The 15,557-nt window shown below is 40.7% G+C and carries 17 protein-coding genes; all 17 read right to left on the reverse strand.

The window, feature by feature from the left end; translation table 11 throughout:
- Positions 1–110 precede the first annotated feature (110 nt).
- The 17 genes from ACJG85_RS03960 to ACJG85_RS04040 all read right to left on the reverse strand — a co-directional run bounded on the left by ACJG85_RS03960 (position 111) and on the right by ACJG85_RS04040 (position 15,435).
- On the reverse strand, positions 111–545 hold the full coding sequence (locus tag ACJG85_RS03960; RefSeq protein WP_412476982.1) for a LexA family protein: 435 nt from the start codon (positions 543–545) through the stop codon (positions 111–113).
- Entirely contained in the window at positions 536–1,801 is a 1,266-nt protein-coding gene (locus ACJG85_RS03965; protein WP_412476983.1) for a Y-family DNA polymerase, read from the reverse strand. The genes ACJG85_RS03960 and ACJG85_RS03965 overlap by 10 nt, the downstream gene beginning before the upstream one ends.
- Positions 1,802–1,915: 114 nt before the next feature.
- Positions 1,916–3,295, reverse strand: coding sequence for an NADH-quinone oxidoreductase subunit N (locus ACJG85_RS03970; RefSeq protein WP_412464932.1), 1,380 nt, complete (start codon positions 3,293–3,295; stop codon positions 1,916–1,918).
- Between the two features lie 4 nt (positions 3,296–3,299).
- Positions 3,300–4,736, reverse strand: a complete 1,437-nt coding sequence (locus ACJG85_RS03975) for a complex I subunit 4 family protein (protein ID WP_412476984.1) — start codon at positions 4,734–4,736, stop codon at positions 3,300–3,302.
- 10 nt (positions 4,737–4,746) lie between these two features.
- Positions 4,747–6,624 (reverse strand): NADH-quinone oxidoreductase subunit L, encoded by a 1,878-nt coding sequence (nuoL, locus tag ACJG85_RS03980; RefSeq protein ID WP_412476985.1) that lies wholly within the window; start codon positions 6,622–6,624, stop codon positions 4,747–4,749.
- 6 nt (positions 6,625–6,630) lie between these two features.
- Entirely contained in the window at positions 6,631–6,951 is a 321-nt protein-coding gene (gene nuoK / locus ACJG85_RS03985; RefSeq protein ID WP_324689186.1) for an NADH-quinone oxidoreductase subunit NuoK, read from the reverse strand.
- On the reverse strand, positions 6,951–7,466 hold the full coding sequence (locus tag ACJG85_RS03990; protein ID WP_324689184.1) for an NADH-quinone oxidoreductase subunit J family protein: 516 nt from the start codon (positions 7,464–7,466) through the stop codon (positions 6,951–6,953). Before ACJG85_RS03990 ends, nuoK begins: the two co-directional genes overlap by 1 nt.
- The gene (locus ACJG85_RS03995) at positions 7,466–8,017 is read right to left on the reverse strand and encodes a NuoI/complex I 23 kDa subunit family protein (RefSeq protein WP_412464935.1); all 552 of its coding nucleotides are present in this window, start codon (positions 8,015–8,017) and stop codon (positions 7,466–7,468) included. Before ACJG85_RS03995 ends, ACJG85_RS03990 begins: the two co-directional genes overlap by 1 nt.
- 6 nt (positions 8,018–8,023) lie before the next feature.
- Entirely contained in the window at positions 8,024–9,055 is a 1,032-nt protein-coding gene (gene nuoH / locus ACJG85_RS04000; protein ID WP_412464936.1) for an NADH-quinone oxidoreductase subunit NuoH, read from the reverse strand.
- A complete protein-coding gene (locus tag ACJG85_RS04005) occupies positions 9,055–10,104 on the reverse strand; it encodes a 2Fe-2S iron-sulfur cluster-binding protein (protein WP_412476986.1) in 1,050 nt (349 codons plus the stop codon). The genes nuoH and ACJG85_RS04005 overlap by 1 nt, the downstream gene beginning before the upstream one ends.
- 137 nt (positions 10,105–10,241) lie before the next feature.
- The gene (nuoF, locus tag ACJG85_RS04010; RefSeq protein ID WP_409675836.1) at positions 10,242–11,609 is read right to left on the reverse strand and encodes an NADH-quinone oxidoreductase subunit NuoF; all 1,368 of its coding nucleotides are present in this window, start codon (positions 11,607–11,609) and stop codon (positions 10,242–10,244) included.
- A gap of 4 nt (positions 11,610–11,613) precedes the next feature.
- Complete coding sequence (locus ACJG85_RS04015; RefSeq protein WP_395632838.1) at positions 11,614–12,144, reverse strand: complex I 24 kDa subunit family protein; 531 nt, start codon at positions 12,142–12,144, stop codon at positions 11,614–11,616.
- A gap of 107 nt (positions 12,145–12,251) precedes the next feature.
- Positions 12,252–13,487 carry an NADH dehydrogenase (quinone) subunit D gene (gene nuoD, locus ACJG85_RS04020; RefSeq protein ID WP_409675840.1) on the reverse strand — a complete coding sequence of 412 codons (1,236 nt, stop codon included), beginning with the start codon at positions 13,485–13,487 and terminating at the stop codon, positions 12,252–12,254.
- A 17-nt stretch (positions 13,488–13,504) separates the two neighbouring features.
- Positions 13,505–14,023 (reverse strand): NADH-quinone oxidoreductase subunit C, encoded by a 519-nt coding sequence (locus ACJG85_RS04025; RefSeq protein ID WP_409675844.1) that lies wholly within the window; start codon positions 14,021–14,023, stop codon positions 13,505–13,507.
- Between the two features lies 1 nt (position 14,024).
- Positions 14,025–14,567: an NADH-quinone oxidoreductase subunit B gene (locus ACJG85_RS04030; RefSeq protein WP_295337231.1), complete on the reverse strand. Its 543-nt coding sequence runs from the start codon at positions 14,565–14,567 to the stop codon at positions 14,025–14,027.
- A 100-nt stretch (positions 14,568–14,667) separates the two neighbouring features.
- Complete coding sequence (locus ACJG85_RS04035) at positions 14,668–15,033, reverse strand: NADH-quinone oxidoreductase subunit A (protein WP_290877206.1); 366 nt, start codon at positions 15,031–15,033, stop codon at positions 14,668–14,670.
- Positions 15,034–15,234: 201 nt separating this feature from the next.
- Complete coding sequence (locus tag ACJG85_RS04040; protein ID WP_295337237.1) at positions 15,235–15,435, reverse strand: cold-shock protein; 201 nt, start codon at positions 15,433–15,435, stop codon at positions 15,235–15,237.
- Positions 15,436–15,557 lie beyond the last annotated feature (122 nt).

The raw sequence follows: 15,557 nt of genomic DNA on the forward strand, positions 1-15,557 counted from the left end.
ATTTCTGCAATCTTGTGAAGTAATGATTTTACTAGCTCTAACTCACTTGGTTCGAGCCCAAGAGGGGGAGCAAAACAAAAGCCTGATACGAAAGTATCAGGCTTTTTTATTTAAACACGCTTAATCACATAAGTCACAATACCCCAAACCAACAGCTTGTTCTCTTCGGTCACTTTTATCGGTTGGAAGGCAGCATTTTCCGGCATGAGGTAGAGGGCGTCTTTTTCAACTTTGATGCGTTTCACGGTGAATTCGCCGTCTATACAACAAACGGCAATTTTCCCGTCGGTAGGTTCCAAACTGCGATCGATTACCATGATGTCTCCGTCGTCTATCCCGGCGCCTATCATCGAAGTACCGTCAGCTTTGGCGTAAAAAGTAGCTTCAAAGTTTTTTACCAATACCTTGTCTAAACTAATTTGGGTGCCTTCAAAATCGGTCGCCGGCGAAGGAAATCCGGCTTTGATACCGCCTTCAAAATAGGGTAGGGATCTCGAGTTTTCGAAATCGGGTTTGAAAAAGGTTAACGGACTTTTCATTGGCATTTTATGGTCAAGATTTCACGAAATTCAGTAGTGTATTTTTTAGACAAATGCTCTTGCTTCATAGTCCAAGTACGTGTCAGGTCTTGGTTGGCGAGTTTGATTTTCCGCTCTCCGGTTTTTTTATAGTACTCGTCCATTACTTGCATGAGCTTCAAGTGCTTCGGATTTTCTTCTTCAAACAAATGGAATTGCTTTTGACTTTCGGGAATAATGTTGGTTACTATCACCCCGGCTTTTTTATAGATTTCCCCTTCTTCAAAAACTTCCTTCAGCATTTTTATCGCTAAGTTGCTAATGGTAATGGAAGAATTACTCGCATACGGCAAGGTTTCCATACGGTAGAAATTATAGCGCTGTCGGTCCACTTTATACTTGTCTTTTCTCAAATACAAAATTACGCCCTGGCAACACGATTTTTGTTTGCGGAGTTTCTCGGCACATACCATGGCAAAGGTAGAAACGCGTTCTTTCATGGCATCGAGTGTGGTGATGTTTCCGGCAAAGCTTCGGGTGATGGCAATATTTTTTTTGTCCTTAGGCTCTTCTAATTCCAGTACTGATTGTCCTTCGAGTTCGTATTTCAAACGCAAACCAACCACACCCATCGTACTTTTGATATAAGCTTCGTGTTGCGGCAATGTAAAATCGTAAGCTGTGTTGATGTTTCTGGCTTGCATCTTTTTAGTCAGTCGGAATCCGATGCCCCAAACATCTTCAATTTTAGTCCATTTTAAGGCTTTTACGCGCTTTTCTTCCGAATTGATTACATAGACACCTTGGGTTCTGTTAGGGAACTTACGGGCGATTTTATTGGCAACTTTCGATAACGCTTTGGTCGGCGCAAAACCCACCGAAACCGGAATGCTGAGCCATCGCATAACGCGGCTTTTCATTTGCAAACCATAATCGTGGAAATCGGTTACCGGTACGCCGTCAAAATTCATAAAGGCTTCGTCTATGCTGTAAGGTTCTACATGTGGTGTAAAACCTTCGAGGATTTTCATTACCCGATGACTCATGTCGCCATACAAAGGATAATTAGAAGAAAAGACTTGGATGTTTTTGTCTTTAAGTTCTTGTCGCACTTTAAATTCGGGCGCGCCCATCGCAATGCCAAGTGCTTTGGCTTCATCGCTTCGGGAAATGATGCAACCGTCGTTATTAGACAAAATCACTATTGGTTTTCCCACCAAATGCGGCTGAAAAACCCTCTCGCAAGAAGCATAGAAATTATTGCAATCGACTAACGCATACATGGTATAAAAGTAAAGATTTTGCAGTGGAACAAAAGTTAATTTTGCCGATTGTTGATAACAAAAAAACCATCAAAAGCGATTTTGATGGTTTCTAATATACTGAAGTAAGATTTTTTAGTTCAATAGATGGCTAACCAAGGACGGATACAATCCGATGGCAATATTTAATACAATAGCACTCACGGCTACAAGGTAATACACTGCCGGTACAGCTGGTTTTTCGGCTGAAGCTTCTTTGGTGTACATGGCCAAAATCAATTTGAAATAATAGCCCACACTGATGATGGAATTGATAACACCCACAATTACCAAGAACAAATAACCGGCTTTGATGGCATCGCTAAACAACATAAACTTGGCAAAGAATCCGGAGAAAATAGGAATACCCGCCATAGACAATAAAGACGCGGTTAAAACACCAGCCAATAATGGATTGGATTTTCCTAAACCGTTGAAGTTTTCGGTCAATTCGTTACCGCTGTCACGTGTTACAGCAATGATTACAGCAAACGAAGCGATACCCGCTAAAGCATAAGCTGCCGTATAATACAAGAGTGTTCCTGCGGCGGTAGACAAGCTTAAAATAGCCATCAACATAAATCCGGCGTGTGATATACCCGAGAACGCCAACATACGTTTTACATTGTCCTGACGCAAAGCCATGATGTTTCCGACAGTCATAGACAAAATCGAAACTACAACAATCACCATTTCAAAAGTTGGGATGATTGACGAACTCAAGCCGCTCAACAATTTGTAAAGCGTTGCCATAGCTACCACTTTTGCCAATGTACTCATGGTAGCCGTGGTGATGGAAGGAGAACCTTCATAAACATCCGGAGCCCAAAAATGGAAAGGTGCAGCGGCAATTTTGAATAACATTCCGATAATCATCAATACCATTCCGATAGGAAACCAAACCGGAATACCGGCACCGGAAGACAAGTCTTTAATCTCCGCTACATTGAAATAGCCGGTAGCGCCGTATATTAAACAAATACCGAATAAAATGATACCGGAAGCAAATGAACCTAACAAGAAGTATTTCATTCCGGCTTCGTTACTCTTAATATCCAATCTTTTGCTGGCCGCTAAAACGTATAAAGAAATCGACAATACTTCAATTCCTAAGAAGAACATCGCCAAATTGCTAAACGAAACCATGGCAACGGCTCCCGCCAAAAGAAAAACTTTGATGGCAATAAAGTCGGATATCTTGGTTTGGTGTTCTTTGTAAAAATCACCGCTAAGGGCAATTAAGAAGATCGTTAGCACTATGAACAATGAAGTGAAAGCGTTCGAAAATTTATCAACGGCAATCATGCTCGCATAGTTGGAGTCGATGCTCGGGTCGATAGCCCAAAGATTCAATGAGATTCCTAAAATGGCAAGTAAACCTATGACAGTAACCGGAACCAGTAGTTTTCTTAAATTGAAGATTTCTGCCAACAGACAAAAAACACCTAATGATACTATTGTTATTAATACTTGCATTTTATTATTTATTAATTACGGCTAAAATTTCATTCAAACTCGGCGTTACCAAATCTACTATCGGTTTCGGATACAATCCGAAGAACAGTAAGAACGCTATGATCGCTACAAAAGTAATGGCTTCGTTAGTCGTTACTTCGGCAAATACTTTGGTATTGGTTTCGCCTAACATTACGTTTTGGAACATCTTCAACATATAGTAAGCACCTAAAATAATCGTGGTTCCACCTAAAACAGCATACCAAATATTCACTTGACTCAAACTGTACAATACTGTAAACTCTCCCACGAAGTTAAACGTTCCCGGTAAAGCCACAGAGGCTAATACTAAAATCATAAACATTGAAGTGAATTTTGGGGTTTGTGAACGAATCCCGCCTAAATCGGCTATCGCTCTGGTTTCATATCTTCTGAAAATTACTTCAGCGGCAAAGAACAATCCAACAATTACGAAACCGTGCGCAATCATTTGCGAAACCGCACCGCTTAATCCGTCAAGGGTTAAGGTATAGCAACCTGCGGCGATTAAACCAACGTGTGCTAAGGACGAATAAGCCAATAATTTTTTCAAATCTTTTTGACGCAATGCCACGATAGATCCGTAAATCACACCGGCTATACTTAATCCAATTAAGATTGGCATATATGCTTTAGCAGCGTTTGGCGCGATAGGCAATTGCCAACGAATCACGCTGTACAATCCCATTTTCAACATGATACCGGATAAAAGCATTGTTCCTACAGTTGGTGCTTTTTGGTATACTTTGGCCTGCCATGTGTGGAAAGGAATAATCGGAATTTTGATAGCATAAGCCAAGAAGAAAGCGAAGAAAATCCAACATTCTTCCGTAGCGGTTAACTCTAATTGGTATAAATCGCCAATCAAGAAACTACCGGCTTTAGAATATAAGTAAGCAAAAGCAATCAACATAAACAAAGAACCGCCCAAAGTGTAGATGAAGAATTTCACTACGGCTTTCTTGCGCTCTTCGGCATCACCGTTACCCCAAATCAAAGCGATGAAGTAAATCGGAATCAAAGCCAATTCCCAGAAGATGTAGTATAGTAAACCATCTACAGCTAAGAAAGTACCAACCATGGCAAACGACATGAACAAGACTAAGGCGTAGAAGTTTTTACTGTTGTTGAATTGGTTTCCGAAAGAAGAAAATACAATTAAGGGTGTTAAAGCAGTGGTCAACAAAACCATGGCCATTGATAAACCATCGGCTTTGAACGCTAAGGCTACTTTCGGACTGCTCATCCATTCGCCTATATAACTGATGTTGGCGCCTTGGCTCAGTAAGTTCAACAAATACAATGACAATCCTAAAGCACCCAAACTGAATACTAAGGCCACTTTTGAAGCTAATTTATCTCCGGCAAAAAACGTAGCAATCGAACCAATCAGCAGTAATAATAATATAGTAGTTACATCCATTGTGTAAAAATTATTGAGCGATAAATAAATAAGTAATGATGGCACAAATACCAAGTACAAATACAAAAAGGTACAAGCCAATATTTCCGTTGTGTAACTTCTTACCTTGTGTTCCGATGCCGTTAGCCAAGGTTCCGAAACTGAAAACCACTTTGCCCAATGCCGGTTCCAATGTTGTACGGAAGAAATTAGACAAACTGTTAATCGGTTTTACGATTAAGAAGGTGTAAAATTCGTCCACATAATATTTGTTGTAAACCGTCTTGTTAAAGCCGCTGATGTCTGCATCTTCTTTCGGCACGAAACCACCTTTGATGTATTTGGCATTCGCCCAAATAATTCCAACGATAGCGCCTGCTAAAGCAATACCCATCAACATAAATTCTTGAGTTCCCAAATGATGTGCTTCGTGTTTGGCCGCTAAAATCGGTTCCAAGAAATGGTTCAACCACATGCTTCCCGGTAAATTAATGGCACCACCAATAACCGCTAAAATGGCTAAGATTACCAATGGAATGGTGATTAAACTCGGACTTTCGTGTAAGTGGTGTTTTTGCTCTTCGGTACCTCTGAATTCTTTGAAGAAGGTTAAGTACATCAATCGGAACATATAGAAAGCAGTCATGATTGATGCTATCGAAGCCACTACCCATAATACTTTGTTGTGTTCAAAAGCTACCATCAAGATTTCGTCTTTCGACCAGAAACCGGCAAACGGGAAAATACCCGCAATGGCTAAGGTAGAAATCATCATCGTCCAGAAAGTGATTGGCATCGCTTTGCGCAAACCACCCATTTTTCGCATATCTTGTTCGCCGTGCAAGCCGTGAATAACCGAACCCGAACCCAAGAACAAACAAGCTTTAAAGAACGCGTGTGTAATTACGTGGAAAACCGCTACCGTATAAGCGCCTAAGCCTAAAGCCAAGAACATTAATCCCAACTGGGAAACGGTAGAGTAGGCCAATACCTTTTTAATATCGTTTTGTAACAAGCCAATCGAGGCGGCTACCAAAGCAGTCGCTGCACCAACAATGGCAATAATGTGTTGGATATCCGGCGTCAAATCGAATAAGAAGTTCATGCGTGTTACCATAAAGATACCCGCGGTAACCATTGTCGCAGCGTGAATTAACGCAGAAACCGGTGTTGGTCCGGCCATCGCATCCGGTAACCAAGTATACAATGGTAACTGAGCCGATTTTCCGGTAGCACCGATGAATAAACATAAAGCAGCTACACCTAACATAGCCGAATCAGCATTTCCTGCAGTAAGCGCTGTTTTTATTTCGTTATAGTTTAAAGAGGAGAACATCGCTCCAATAATAAACATTCCGATTAAGAAACCTAAGTCTCCGATACGGTTCATGATGAACGCTTTCTTAGCGGCATCGTTGTACGGTTGGTTTTTGTACCAGAAACCGATTAACAAATACGAACACAATCCAACGCCTTCCCAACCGATGAACATTACCAATAAATTGCTTCCGATAACCAACGTAATCATAAAGAAAACGAATAGGTTTAAGTAAGCAAAGAACTTATGCATGTTCTCGTCATCATGCATATAGCTGATAGAGTAGAGGTGAATTAAAGAACCAATTCCGGTTACGAACAACAACCACAACAATGACAATTGGTCTAATAAAATGCCAAAGTCTAATTTGAAATTACTTACTTGAATCCAATCGAATAAAGCAATTTCAAAAGGCTTTCCGTTTTGGTTCAATTGGGCAAAAAAGCAGATGCTTAATAAGAACGAAACCACTACTGTCAACGTTCCGATAGCTCCGGATACATTTCGGCTTACTTTACTGCCTAAGAAAATATTGAAAAGAAATCCAACAAATGGAGATAAAAGTAATACTAAAGCTAAATTTGTTTCCATCTCAGATTATCCTTTTAAATTCTTTAAATTATCAATATCAATCGACCCTAAGTTGCGGAATACCGAAACTAAGATGGCCAAACCAACCGCTACTTCTGCAGCAGCAACCGCCATCGAGAAGAATACAAATACTTGTCCTTCGGCGTCTTGGTGGTACGTTGAAAAAGCTACAAACAATAAGTTCACCGCATTCAACATGATTTCAATCGACATGAAAACGATGATGGCATTTCGGCGGTACAACACTCCGAAAACTCCGATACAGAACAAGAGTACCGAAAGGAAGATGTAGTTTTCTATTCCTATTTGATTTAAAATATTGTTCATTATTTTTTCTCCGTTTTTTCTTTTTTAGACAATAAAACCACACCAATCATGGCGGCCAACAATAAGATGGAAGCAAATTCGAATGGCACCATGTATTCGTTCAATAATATTTTCCCAAGGGTTTTAATCGATTGGAAATCTTCGCCCGAAGTATCGTATTCGCCCATGATGGTTTTCGAATTGATAAAGATGGTCACCAAAACGATACTCATTAGGATAAAAACAACAATAGCGCCCAATCGGGTAATACGAGGTTTGTGGACTTCATTTTCCTTATTCAAATTCATCAACATGATGGTAAACAGGAAGAGTACCATAATCGCACCCGAGTACACTATAATGTGAACAATGGCCAAGAACTGCGCGTTGAACAACAAATAATGTCCGGCAATAGAGAAGAAACAAAGTACCAAGTAAATAGCACTGTGAATCGGGTTTTTACTGTAAATGGTTAAAAACGCCGTGGCCAACGTAATGGCTGCTAAAAAGTAGAAGGTTATTAAAATAGGCGACATTAGTTAGCGTTTTTAAGTTGAGTATTTTTGATAGCCATTTCTAACGGCATCACCAATTTGTCTTTGCCGAAAATAAAATCTTCACGGTCGTATTGTGCCGGTACCAATTCTTTAGAAATGGTTAAGTAAATAGCGTCTTTCGGACAAGCTTCTTCACACAAACCGCAGAAAATACAACGCAACATATTGATTTCATAGATTTCGGCGTATTTCTCTTCACGGTACAAATGTTCTTCGCCTTTTTTGCGCTCGGCAGCCTTCATAGTGATGGCTTCGGCCGGACAAGATAAAGCGCACAATCCGCAAGCGGTACAGTTTTCACGACCCTGTTCGTCGCGTTTCAACATATGACGACCACGGTACACCGGACTAAAAGTTCTCACCTGCTCCGGATAATGAATGGTGGCTTTTTTTCTGAAGAAGTGTTTGATGGTAATGAGTAAGCCTTTGATGATGGCTACCAAATAGAGTCGCTCCAAGAACGTCATTTCCTTATTGGAAACTTGCTTCTTTTTACCGGAAAGCGATATGCTTTGTATTGCTGTTGACATAGTTTCTTATTTAAAAGCTAAAATGCAAATTCCTGTTATTACGATGTTCACGATAGAAAGCGGAATTAGTACTTTCCAACCCAAGTTCATCAATTGATCATATCTGAAACGCGGGATGGTCCAACGCACCCACATATAGAAGAAGATGAAGAAACAGATTTTGATGAATAAAACTCCGATTCCTAATAAGTTTGCGGTATTCACACCAACATTGTCAATCATCCATTGCATGCCCGGATAGTTGTAACCTCCGAAATACAAGATGGCTAAGATGGCCGATGAGATAAACATATTAGCGTACTCAGCGAACAAATAGAATCCCATTTTCATGGAAGAATATTCGGTGTGGTAACCACCAATCAACTCCGATTCACATTCCGCTAAGTCGAAAGGCGTACGGTTGGTTTCCGCAAAAGCACAGATTAAGAAGATTAAAAATCCTACCGGTTGGTAGAATACATTCCAGTTCATGCCGGCTTGTTGTTCAGAGATTTCTTTTAAGCTCAAGGTTCCGGTCATCATTAATAAAGCAATCATGGATAATCCCATGGCTACTTCATAAGAAACCATTTGCGAAGCCGCACGAACCGCTCCCATTAACGAGAACTTATTGTTAGAAGCCCAACCTCCAATCATAATACCGTAAACGCCAACAGAAACCACGCCGAAGATGTACAATAAAGCCACATCCACATCGGTTGCTTGTAATTCTACAGTTCTTCCGAAAACTTCCAATTGGTCGCCCCACGGAATAACGGCGCTGGTCATTAAGGCTGTACTCATGGCAATGGCCGGACCAACGAAGAATAAAAATTTATTTGGTGTATTCGGTTCGAATTCTTCTTTGGCAAATAATTTCATACCATCGGCCAAAGGCTGTAATAATCCACCCCAACCGGCGCGGTTTGGTCCTACACGGTCTTGTAAAAAGGCAGCCACTTTACGTTCCGCCCAAGTAGAATACATCGCCATAATCATGGTAATGGCAAATACGGTTACAATAACCACACTTTTTTCTATGATGAAAGCACTGTCCATTATTTCTTAGTGTTTATAGGGTTACCGTCTATTTTTTCGTTGTAATCGATGTCGGCCATACTGATTTTTTTGCGGTCAACTTCGCGACCCATCAAGATGCCTTTTTCGGTTTCAATCACCACTTTTTCAGTAGTATTGTATTTTTTGTTTTGGTTGATAACCGAATCTTTTTCGAATTGACGCGGTCCTTCAATGACCCAATCCGAAACCTCTTTTTTGTCGAAACGACATGTATTACAGATGAAATCTTCTACTTCGTGGTATTCGTCTTTACGAGCGGTTACTCTTTGGATTTCATTACCGAACATCCACAAAGTGGTTTTTCCGCAACAACCCGGCGTAGTACATTCTCTGTGGGCATTGAACGGTTTGTTGAACCAAACTCTCGATTTGAATCGGAAAGTCTTGTCGGTCAAAGCACCCACCGGACACACATCAATCATATTGCCGGAGAATTCATTATCGATAGCTGCCGAAACACAAGTTGAAATTTGCGAGTGGTCACCGCGATTTAAAACGCCGTGTACTCTTTTATCGGTCAATTGGTCGGCTACTTCCACACATCGTTGACAAACGATACAACGGTTCATGTGCAATTGAATATACGGTCCGATATCTTCCGGTTCGAAAGTTCTTTTTTCTTCCACAAAACGCTGTTGTAGTTTGCCGTGTTCGAAACTTAGGTTTTGCAAATCACATTCGCCTGCCTGGTCACAAACCGGACAATCGAGAGGGTGATTGATCAAAAGGAATTCGGTTACGGCTTTGCGCGCTTCTTTCACGCGGTCAGACGATTTGCTGGCCACTTCCATACCATCTTGACAACCTGTTACACAAGAGGCCACCAATTTCGGCATCGGACGCGGATCGGCTTCGCTACCTTTAGTAACGTCTACCAAACAACAACGGCATTTACCGCCGGTTCCTTTTAATTTAGAATAATAGCACATGGCCGGCGGAACAGATTCTCCACCAATCATACGAGCAGCTTGCAGGATGGTTGTTCCCGGTGCTACTTCAATTTCTTGACCGTCTATAGTTACTTTCATTTACCAATATTTAACTCCTACGGAGTATTTTATTACTAATGTTTATTCTTTAGCCCCGATTGCAGCTGGCTGCCATGCAGCGCGGAAAGCGGGAAAATGGATGGCAAAAATGCCCGAGCCATTCGCTCCTATTTATGTTAAACTTCTTGCTTTGTGATTAAATGTTTCACCTTTTCAAAAGGCTCATTTACAAAGTGGTCTCTGTTTTTTACTTTTTCAGGGAAACGAATATGGTATTCAAACTCGTCTCTAAAGTGACGAATTGCCGCAGCAACCGGCCATGAAGCCGCATCGCCCAGCGGACAAATCGTGTTTCCTTCTATTTTAGATTGGATGCTCCACAACAATTCGATGTCTTCTTCGCGTCCTTGGCCGTTTTCAATTCTCCACAATACTTTTTCCAACCAACCCGTTCCTTCACGACATGGCGTACATTGACCGCAACTTTCATGGTGGTAAAAACGAGAGAAATTCCAAGTATTGCGAACGATACAAGCGCGGTCGTCATACACGATAAATCCGCCTGAACCTAACATCGAACCGGTAGCAAAGCCACCATCGGATAAACTTTCATAAGTCATCAAACGGTCTTCGCCCGCAGCAGTTTTGTAGATTAAATTCGCCGGTAAAATCGGCACCGAAGAACCTCCCGGCACTAAAGCTTTTAAAGGTCTATCGGTTTGCATTCCGCCACAGTATTCGTCGGAATTCATGAATTCGTATACCGATAATCCTAATTCGATTTCGTAAACCCCTTGGTTTTTGATGTTTCCGGAAGCCGAAATTAACTTGGTTCCGGTAGAACGTCCGATACCTATAGCGGCGTAATCAGCTCCCGAATTGTTTACAATCCAAGGCACAGCCGAAATGGTTTCCACGTTATTCACAACGGTTGGATTTTGCCACAAACCTTGTACAGCAGGGAATGGTGGTTTCAAACGGGGATTCCCTCGGTTGCCTTCCAAACTTTCAATCAAAGCGGTTTCTTCACCACAGATGTAAGCACCGCCTCCGATTTGAACGTATAGGTCTAAGTCGTAACCCGAACCTAATATATTTTTACCTAACCAACCGGCTGCTTTGGCCTCGGCTATGGCTCTTTCTAAAATTTTGTACACCCACATGTATTCGCCGCGGATGTAGATATAAGACAAATTAGCGCCTAAGGCATAACTTGATACAATCATTCCTTCGATTAGTAAGTGCGGAATGTATTCCATCAGGAAACGGTCTTTGAAAGTTCCCGGTTCCGATTCGTCGGCATTGCACACCAAATGTCTTGGCTTGCCCGATTTCTTATCGATGAAACTCCATTTCATTCCGGCAGGGAAACCCGCACCACCACGACCGCGCAATCCGGAAGTTTTCACTTCTTCCACTACGTCATCGGGCGTCATTTTTTTCAAGGCTTTTTCAACCGAAGCATAACCGCCTTCACGACGATATACTTCATAGGTTTTAATCCCCGGAACATTGATTTTGTCTAATAATATTTTTCTTCCCATGATATTATTTATCGTGTAAAGTGATTTTTCCGTCTTTGCAATCCTGAATCAATTGATCCACTTTTTCTTTGGTCAAATGCTCTTGGTAGAAGTCGCCCAACTGCATCATTGGAGCATAGCCGCAAGCGCCTAAACATTCTACACCGCGCACTTCAAACAAGCCGTCGGCTGTAGGCTCTCCTACTTTTACCCCTAATTTAGAGCAGGTGTAATCCATCAAGTCTTCTACACCGTTTTGGCAACAAGGTGAGGTTTGACAAAACTCAAACATATACTTTCCTATAGGTCTTTGGTTGAACATGGTATAAAAAGTAACCACTTCGTATACTTCTATAGGTAATATCTCTAAAATCTCTGCTACTTTGTTTTGCAATTCGATACTCAACCAATTGTCGTGGGCATCTTGTACTTCATGCAAAACCGGCAACAAAGCAGATTTCTTTTTATCGGCAGGATAATGACTGATTAACTCATTGATACGTGCCATCAACGGTTCAGTAATGTTTATCTCTTGTTTGATGTGTGATCTTTCCATTTTTTAATTTGAGATTTAGGATTTAGGATTTAGGATTTTCCAATCTGCATTCTAAAATCTGTATTGCTTCGCCAATTCGCATTGCTCGGGTCTGCAATCTTATTTCTTTAGGCGTCTAATTCGCCGGCAATTACATTTAAACTTGACAAAATAACGATAGCATCCGATAGCATGCCGCCTTTAATCATTTCAGTATACGCTTGGTAATAGATATAACAAGGTCTTCTGAACTTTAAGCGGTAAGGCGTTCGGCTACCGTCGGAAATTAAATAGAATCCTAATTCACCATTTCCACCTTCTACAGCGTGGTAAATTTCATCTACCGGAACCGGTACTTCACCCATCACAATTTTAAAGTGATAGATTAAGCTTTCCATATTAGTGTATACGTCTTCTTTGGGAGGCAAATAATAATCCGGAACGTCGGCATGAATTGGTCCTTCAGGTAATTTGGCTAACGCTTGTTTGATGATGCTTAAACTTTCCCAAACTTCGGCATTACGCACGCAAAAACGGTCGTAAGTATCGCCCGATTTTCCAACCGGAATGTCGAATTCGAAGTCTTCATAAGAAGAATAAGGTGCGGCTTTACGAACATCGTAGTCAATTCCGGCAGCACGTAAATTTGGTCCGGTTAATCCGTATTGCATCGCTTTTTCAGCGGAAATCGGACCAACGTTTACCGTTCTGTCGATGAAAATTCTGTTTCTTTCGAATAGGTTTTCGAATTCTTTCCAAGCTACCGGGAACTCCTCTAAGAAAGTATTTAATTTTTTGAAGGCTTCGTCAGACCATTCTCTTTCGAAACCACCAATTCTTCCCATATTGGTAGTTAAACGGGCGCCACAAATCTCTTCGTAGATTTCGTATATTTTTTCTCTGAATTGGAATACGTATAAGAAACCGGTGTAAGCTCCTGTATCAACACCCAAAATAGAGTTACAAATCAAGTGGTCAGCGATACGCGCTAATTCCATTACAATGACTCTTAAATATTGGGCGCGTTTCGGCACCTCAATATTCAATAGTTTTTCCACGGTCATCCACCAAGCCATGTTATTGATAGGCGAAGAACAATAGTTCATGCGGTCAGTCAATACGTTAATTTGGTAGAAAGGACGGTTTTCGGCAATTTTTTCAAAAGCCCTATGGATATAACCCACGGTTGGTTCGGCGTCGAGGATTCTTTCTCCGTCCATCAATAAGATGTTTTGGAAAATTCCGTGTGTGGCCGGGTGCGTTGGTCCAAGGTTTAGTATAGAGAGTTCGCTTCCGTCTTCGTTGCGAGTCTTTTCGATGATTTTAGCATAACGATGCTCCGGTGATAGTAATAAATCGGACATTGGAAATGTGTATTGATTTAACAATTAGCTGGTGTTCTTCCGAAGAAGCGGTCGTCTTTGTCGGTTCTTCCGCTGTCTTCCATCGGGAATTCTTTTCGCATCGGGTGAGAAACCATCTCTTCCATATTCAAAATGCGTTTCAACTGCGGATGTCCTATAAAATTGATTCCGAAGAAATCCCAGGCTTCTCTTTCCATCCAGTTGGCGCACAAAAACAAGTCGGTCACCGTTGCTACTTCTGCCGGATCCGGCAAAAATGTTTTCACGCGAATGCGAACGTTTTCAATCCAATTGTGCATTTGGTACACTACAGCGAATTGGTGTTCGGCATCATTGTCCGGGAAGTGGATTCCGGTTAAATCGGTTAAAAAGTGAAAGTTTAAATCTTCTTGTTCTTTCAAAAAGCGAATCACTTCGTGTATGGTGTTTGGTGTAGCTTCGAAAGTGAAAATATCACGTTTCATTTCAAAATTCAGCACATTGTTGCCGAAAGCTTGCGCCAATTTGTCTTGTATGTAAGCCGTTTCTAAAGCCATATTATAGGTTATAAGAAGCTAATAATTCTTTGTATTCCGGTGAATTTCTGCGGCGAACGGATTCGTTTTTCACCAATTCCTGCAATTGCATAACGCCTTGAACAATTTGTTCCGGTCTTGGCGGACATCCGGGAACGTAAACGTCAACAGGTATAACTTTATCAATGCCTTGCAATACAGAATAAGTGTCGAAAACACCGCCTGAAGAAGCACAAGCGCCAACAGCAATCACCCATCTTGGTTCAGACATTTGCTCGTAAACTTGGCGTAAAATAGGGGCCATTTTTTTTGAGATAGTTCCCATTACCATCAACATGTCGGCCTGACGCGGGGAGAAACTTACTCTTTCCGAGCCAAAACGCGCTAAATCGTAGTGAGAAGCCATCGTGGCCATAAATTCAATTCCGCAGCAAGAAGTAGCAAATGGTAATGGCCATAGCGAGTTGGCTCTGGCTAAACCTACAACATCATTCAGCTTAGTAGCGAAGAATCCTTCGCCAACTACTCCTTCCGGTGGAGCAACCATATTTGTTTTATTTTCCATTTCAGATATAAGATATTAAATATCAAATATTATTTTTAACAGACATTGTTCCAAGATTTCAAAACATTTTAAATATTTGAAATCTAAAATTCAATATTAATTATTCCCACTCCAATGCTTTCTTCTTGATGATGTAGAAGAAACCTACTAATAAAAGCGACATGAAGATGACCATTTTGATCATGCCTTCCATGCCCAAATCTTTGAAATTAATAGCCCAAGGATATAAGAAAATCACCTCAACGTCAAAAAGAACGAAGAGAATGGCTACCAAGAAATATTTTACAGAGAACGGAATCCTGGCGTTACCTACAGATTCGATACCACATTCGAAGTTTTTGTCTTTGCTTTTGGAGTGTCTTTTAGGGCCTAAAAAGCTGGAGCCGATAATGGTTAACACCACGAATCCAACGGCTAAACCTGCTTGCATCAGGATTGGTAAATAATCTAATTGATTAGACTGCATAAGGCTAAAATTTAGGTGTATTTAAAATAGCCACAAATATACATCGCAATATTGAATTCGCAAAAATCAAAGGCTAAACGTTTGTTATTTATTTCTTTAAAATTAGTTATTTAAACTGATTTTAAATAACAAGTGTTGTGCAAAAAAAAGCGCTCCGAATTTCGGAGCGCTTAAACCTAGGTAATCAAAAAATAATATATATTAGTCTTCGATAGTCACTACTTGAGCGGCTACTTTACCTTTTCTTCCTTCTTCTTCTTCGTATGATACTTTGTCTCCTTCGCTCAAACCTTCTGATTTGATTCCGGTAGCATGTACGAAAATGTCTTTTCCTGATTCATCATCAGTAATAAAACCGTAACCTTTTGATTCATTAAAGAATTTAACTTTACCTGTGCGCATTTTGTAATAAAAAAATAATTAATAATGCTCAAAGATATACTTATTTGCGACATAGCCAACAAATTGGCTTAAAAAAAATAAAATAATAACAAAAAATTAAAATTTTAATTGAATGATTTTCA

Origin of the sequence: Flavobacterium mekongense (assembly GCF_047038255.1) — a bacterium.
In the GTDB taxonomy this organism is placed as follows: Bacteria; Bacteroidota; Bacteroidia; order Flavobacteriales; family Flavobacteriaceae; genus Flavobacterium; species Flavobacterium mekongense.

Bases quoted from the DNA above. Each gene is read 5' to 3' on its own strand.
- ACJG85_RS03960 (WP_412476982.1), bottom strand. From the start codon at position 545: ATGCCAATGAAAAGTCCGTTAACCTTTTTCAAACCCGATTTCGAAAAC.
- ACJG85_RS03965 (WP_412476983.1), bottom strand. From the start codon at position 1,801: ATGTATGCGTTAGTCGATTGCAATAATTTCTATGCTTCTTGCGAGAGG.
- ACJG85_RS03970 (WP_412464932.1), bottom strand. From the start codon at position 3,295: ATGCAAGTATTAATAACAATAGTATCATTAGGTGTTTTTTGTCTGTTG.
- ACJG85_RS03975 (WP_412476984.1), bottom strand. From the start codon at position 4,736: ATGGATGTAACTACTATATTATTATTACTGCTGATTGGTTCGATTGCT.
- nuoL (WP_412476985.1), bottom strand. From the start codon at position 6,624: ATGGAAACAAATTTAGCTTTAGTATTACTTTTATCTCCATTTGTTGGA.
- nuoK (WP_324689186.1), bottom strand. From the start codon at position 6,951: ATGAACAATATTTTAAATCAAATAGGAATAGAAAACTACATCTTCCTT.
- ACJG85_RS03990 (WP_324689184.1), bottom strand. From the start codon at position 7,466: ATGTCGCCTATTTTAATAACCTTCTACTTTTTAGCAGCCATTACGTTG.
- ACJG85_RS03995 (WP_412464935.1), bottom strand. From the start codon at position 8,017: ATGTCAACAGCAATACAAAGCATATCGCTTTCCGGTAAAAAGAAGCAA.
- nuoH (WP_412464936.1), bottom strand. From the start codon at position 9,055: ATGGACAGTGCTTTCATCATAGAAAAAAGTGTGGTTATTGTAACCGTA.
- ACJG85_RS04005 (WP_412476986.1), bottom strand. From the start codon at position 10,104: ATGAAAGTAACTATAGACGGTCAAGAAATTGAAGTAGCACCGGGAACA.
- nuoF (WP_409675836.1), bottom strand. From the start codon at position 11,609: ATGGGAAGAAAAATATTATTAGACAAAATCAATGTTCCGGGGATTAAA.
- ACJG85_RS04015 (WP_395632838.1), bottom strand. From the start codon at position 12,144: ATGGAAAGATCACACATCAAACAAGAGATAAACATTACTGAACCGTTG.
- nuoD (WP_409675840.1), bottom strand. From the start codon at position 13,487: ATGTCCGATTTATTACTATCACCGGAGCATCGTTATGCTAAAATCATC.
- ACJG85_RS04025 (WP_409675844.1), bottom strand. From the start codon at position 14,023: ATGGCTTTAGAAACGGCTTACATACAAGACAAATTGGCGCAAGCTTTC.
- ACJG85_RS04030 (WP_295337231.1), bottom strand. From the start codon at position 14,567: ATGGAAAATAAAACAAATATGGTTGCTCCACCGGAAGGAGTAGTTGGC.
- ACJG85_RS04035 (WP_290877206.1), bottom strand. From the start codon at position 15,033: ATGCAGTCTAATCAATTAGATTATTTACCAATCCTGATGCAAGCAGGT.
- ACJG85_RS04040 (WP_295337237.1), bottom strand. From the start codon at position 15,435: ATGCGCACAGGTAAAGTTAAATTCTTTAATGAATCAAAAGGTTACGGT.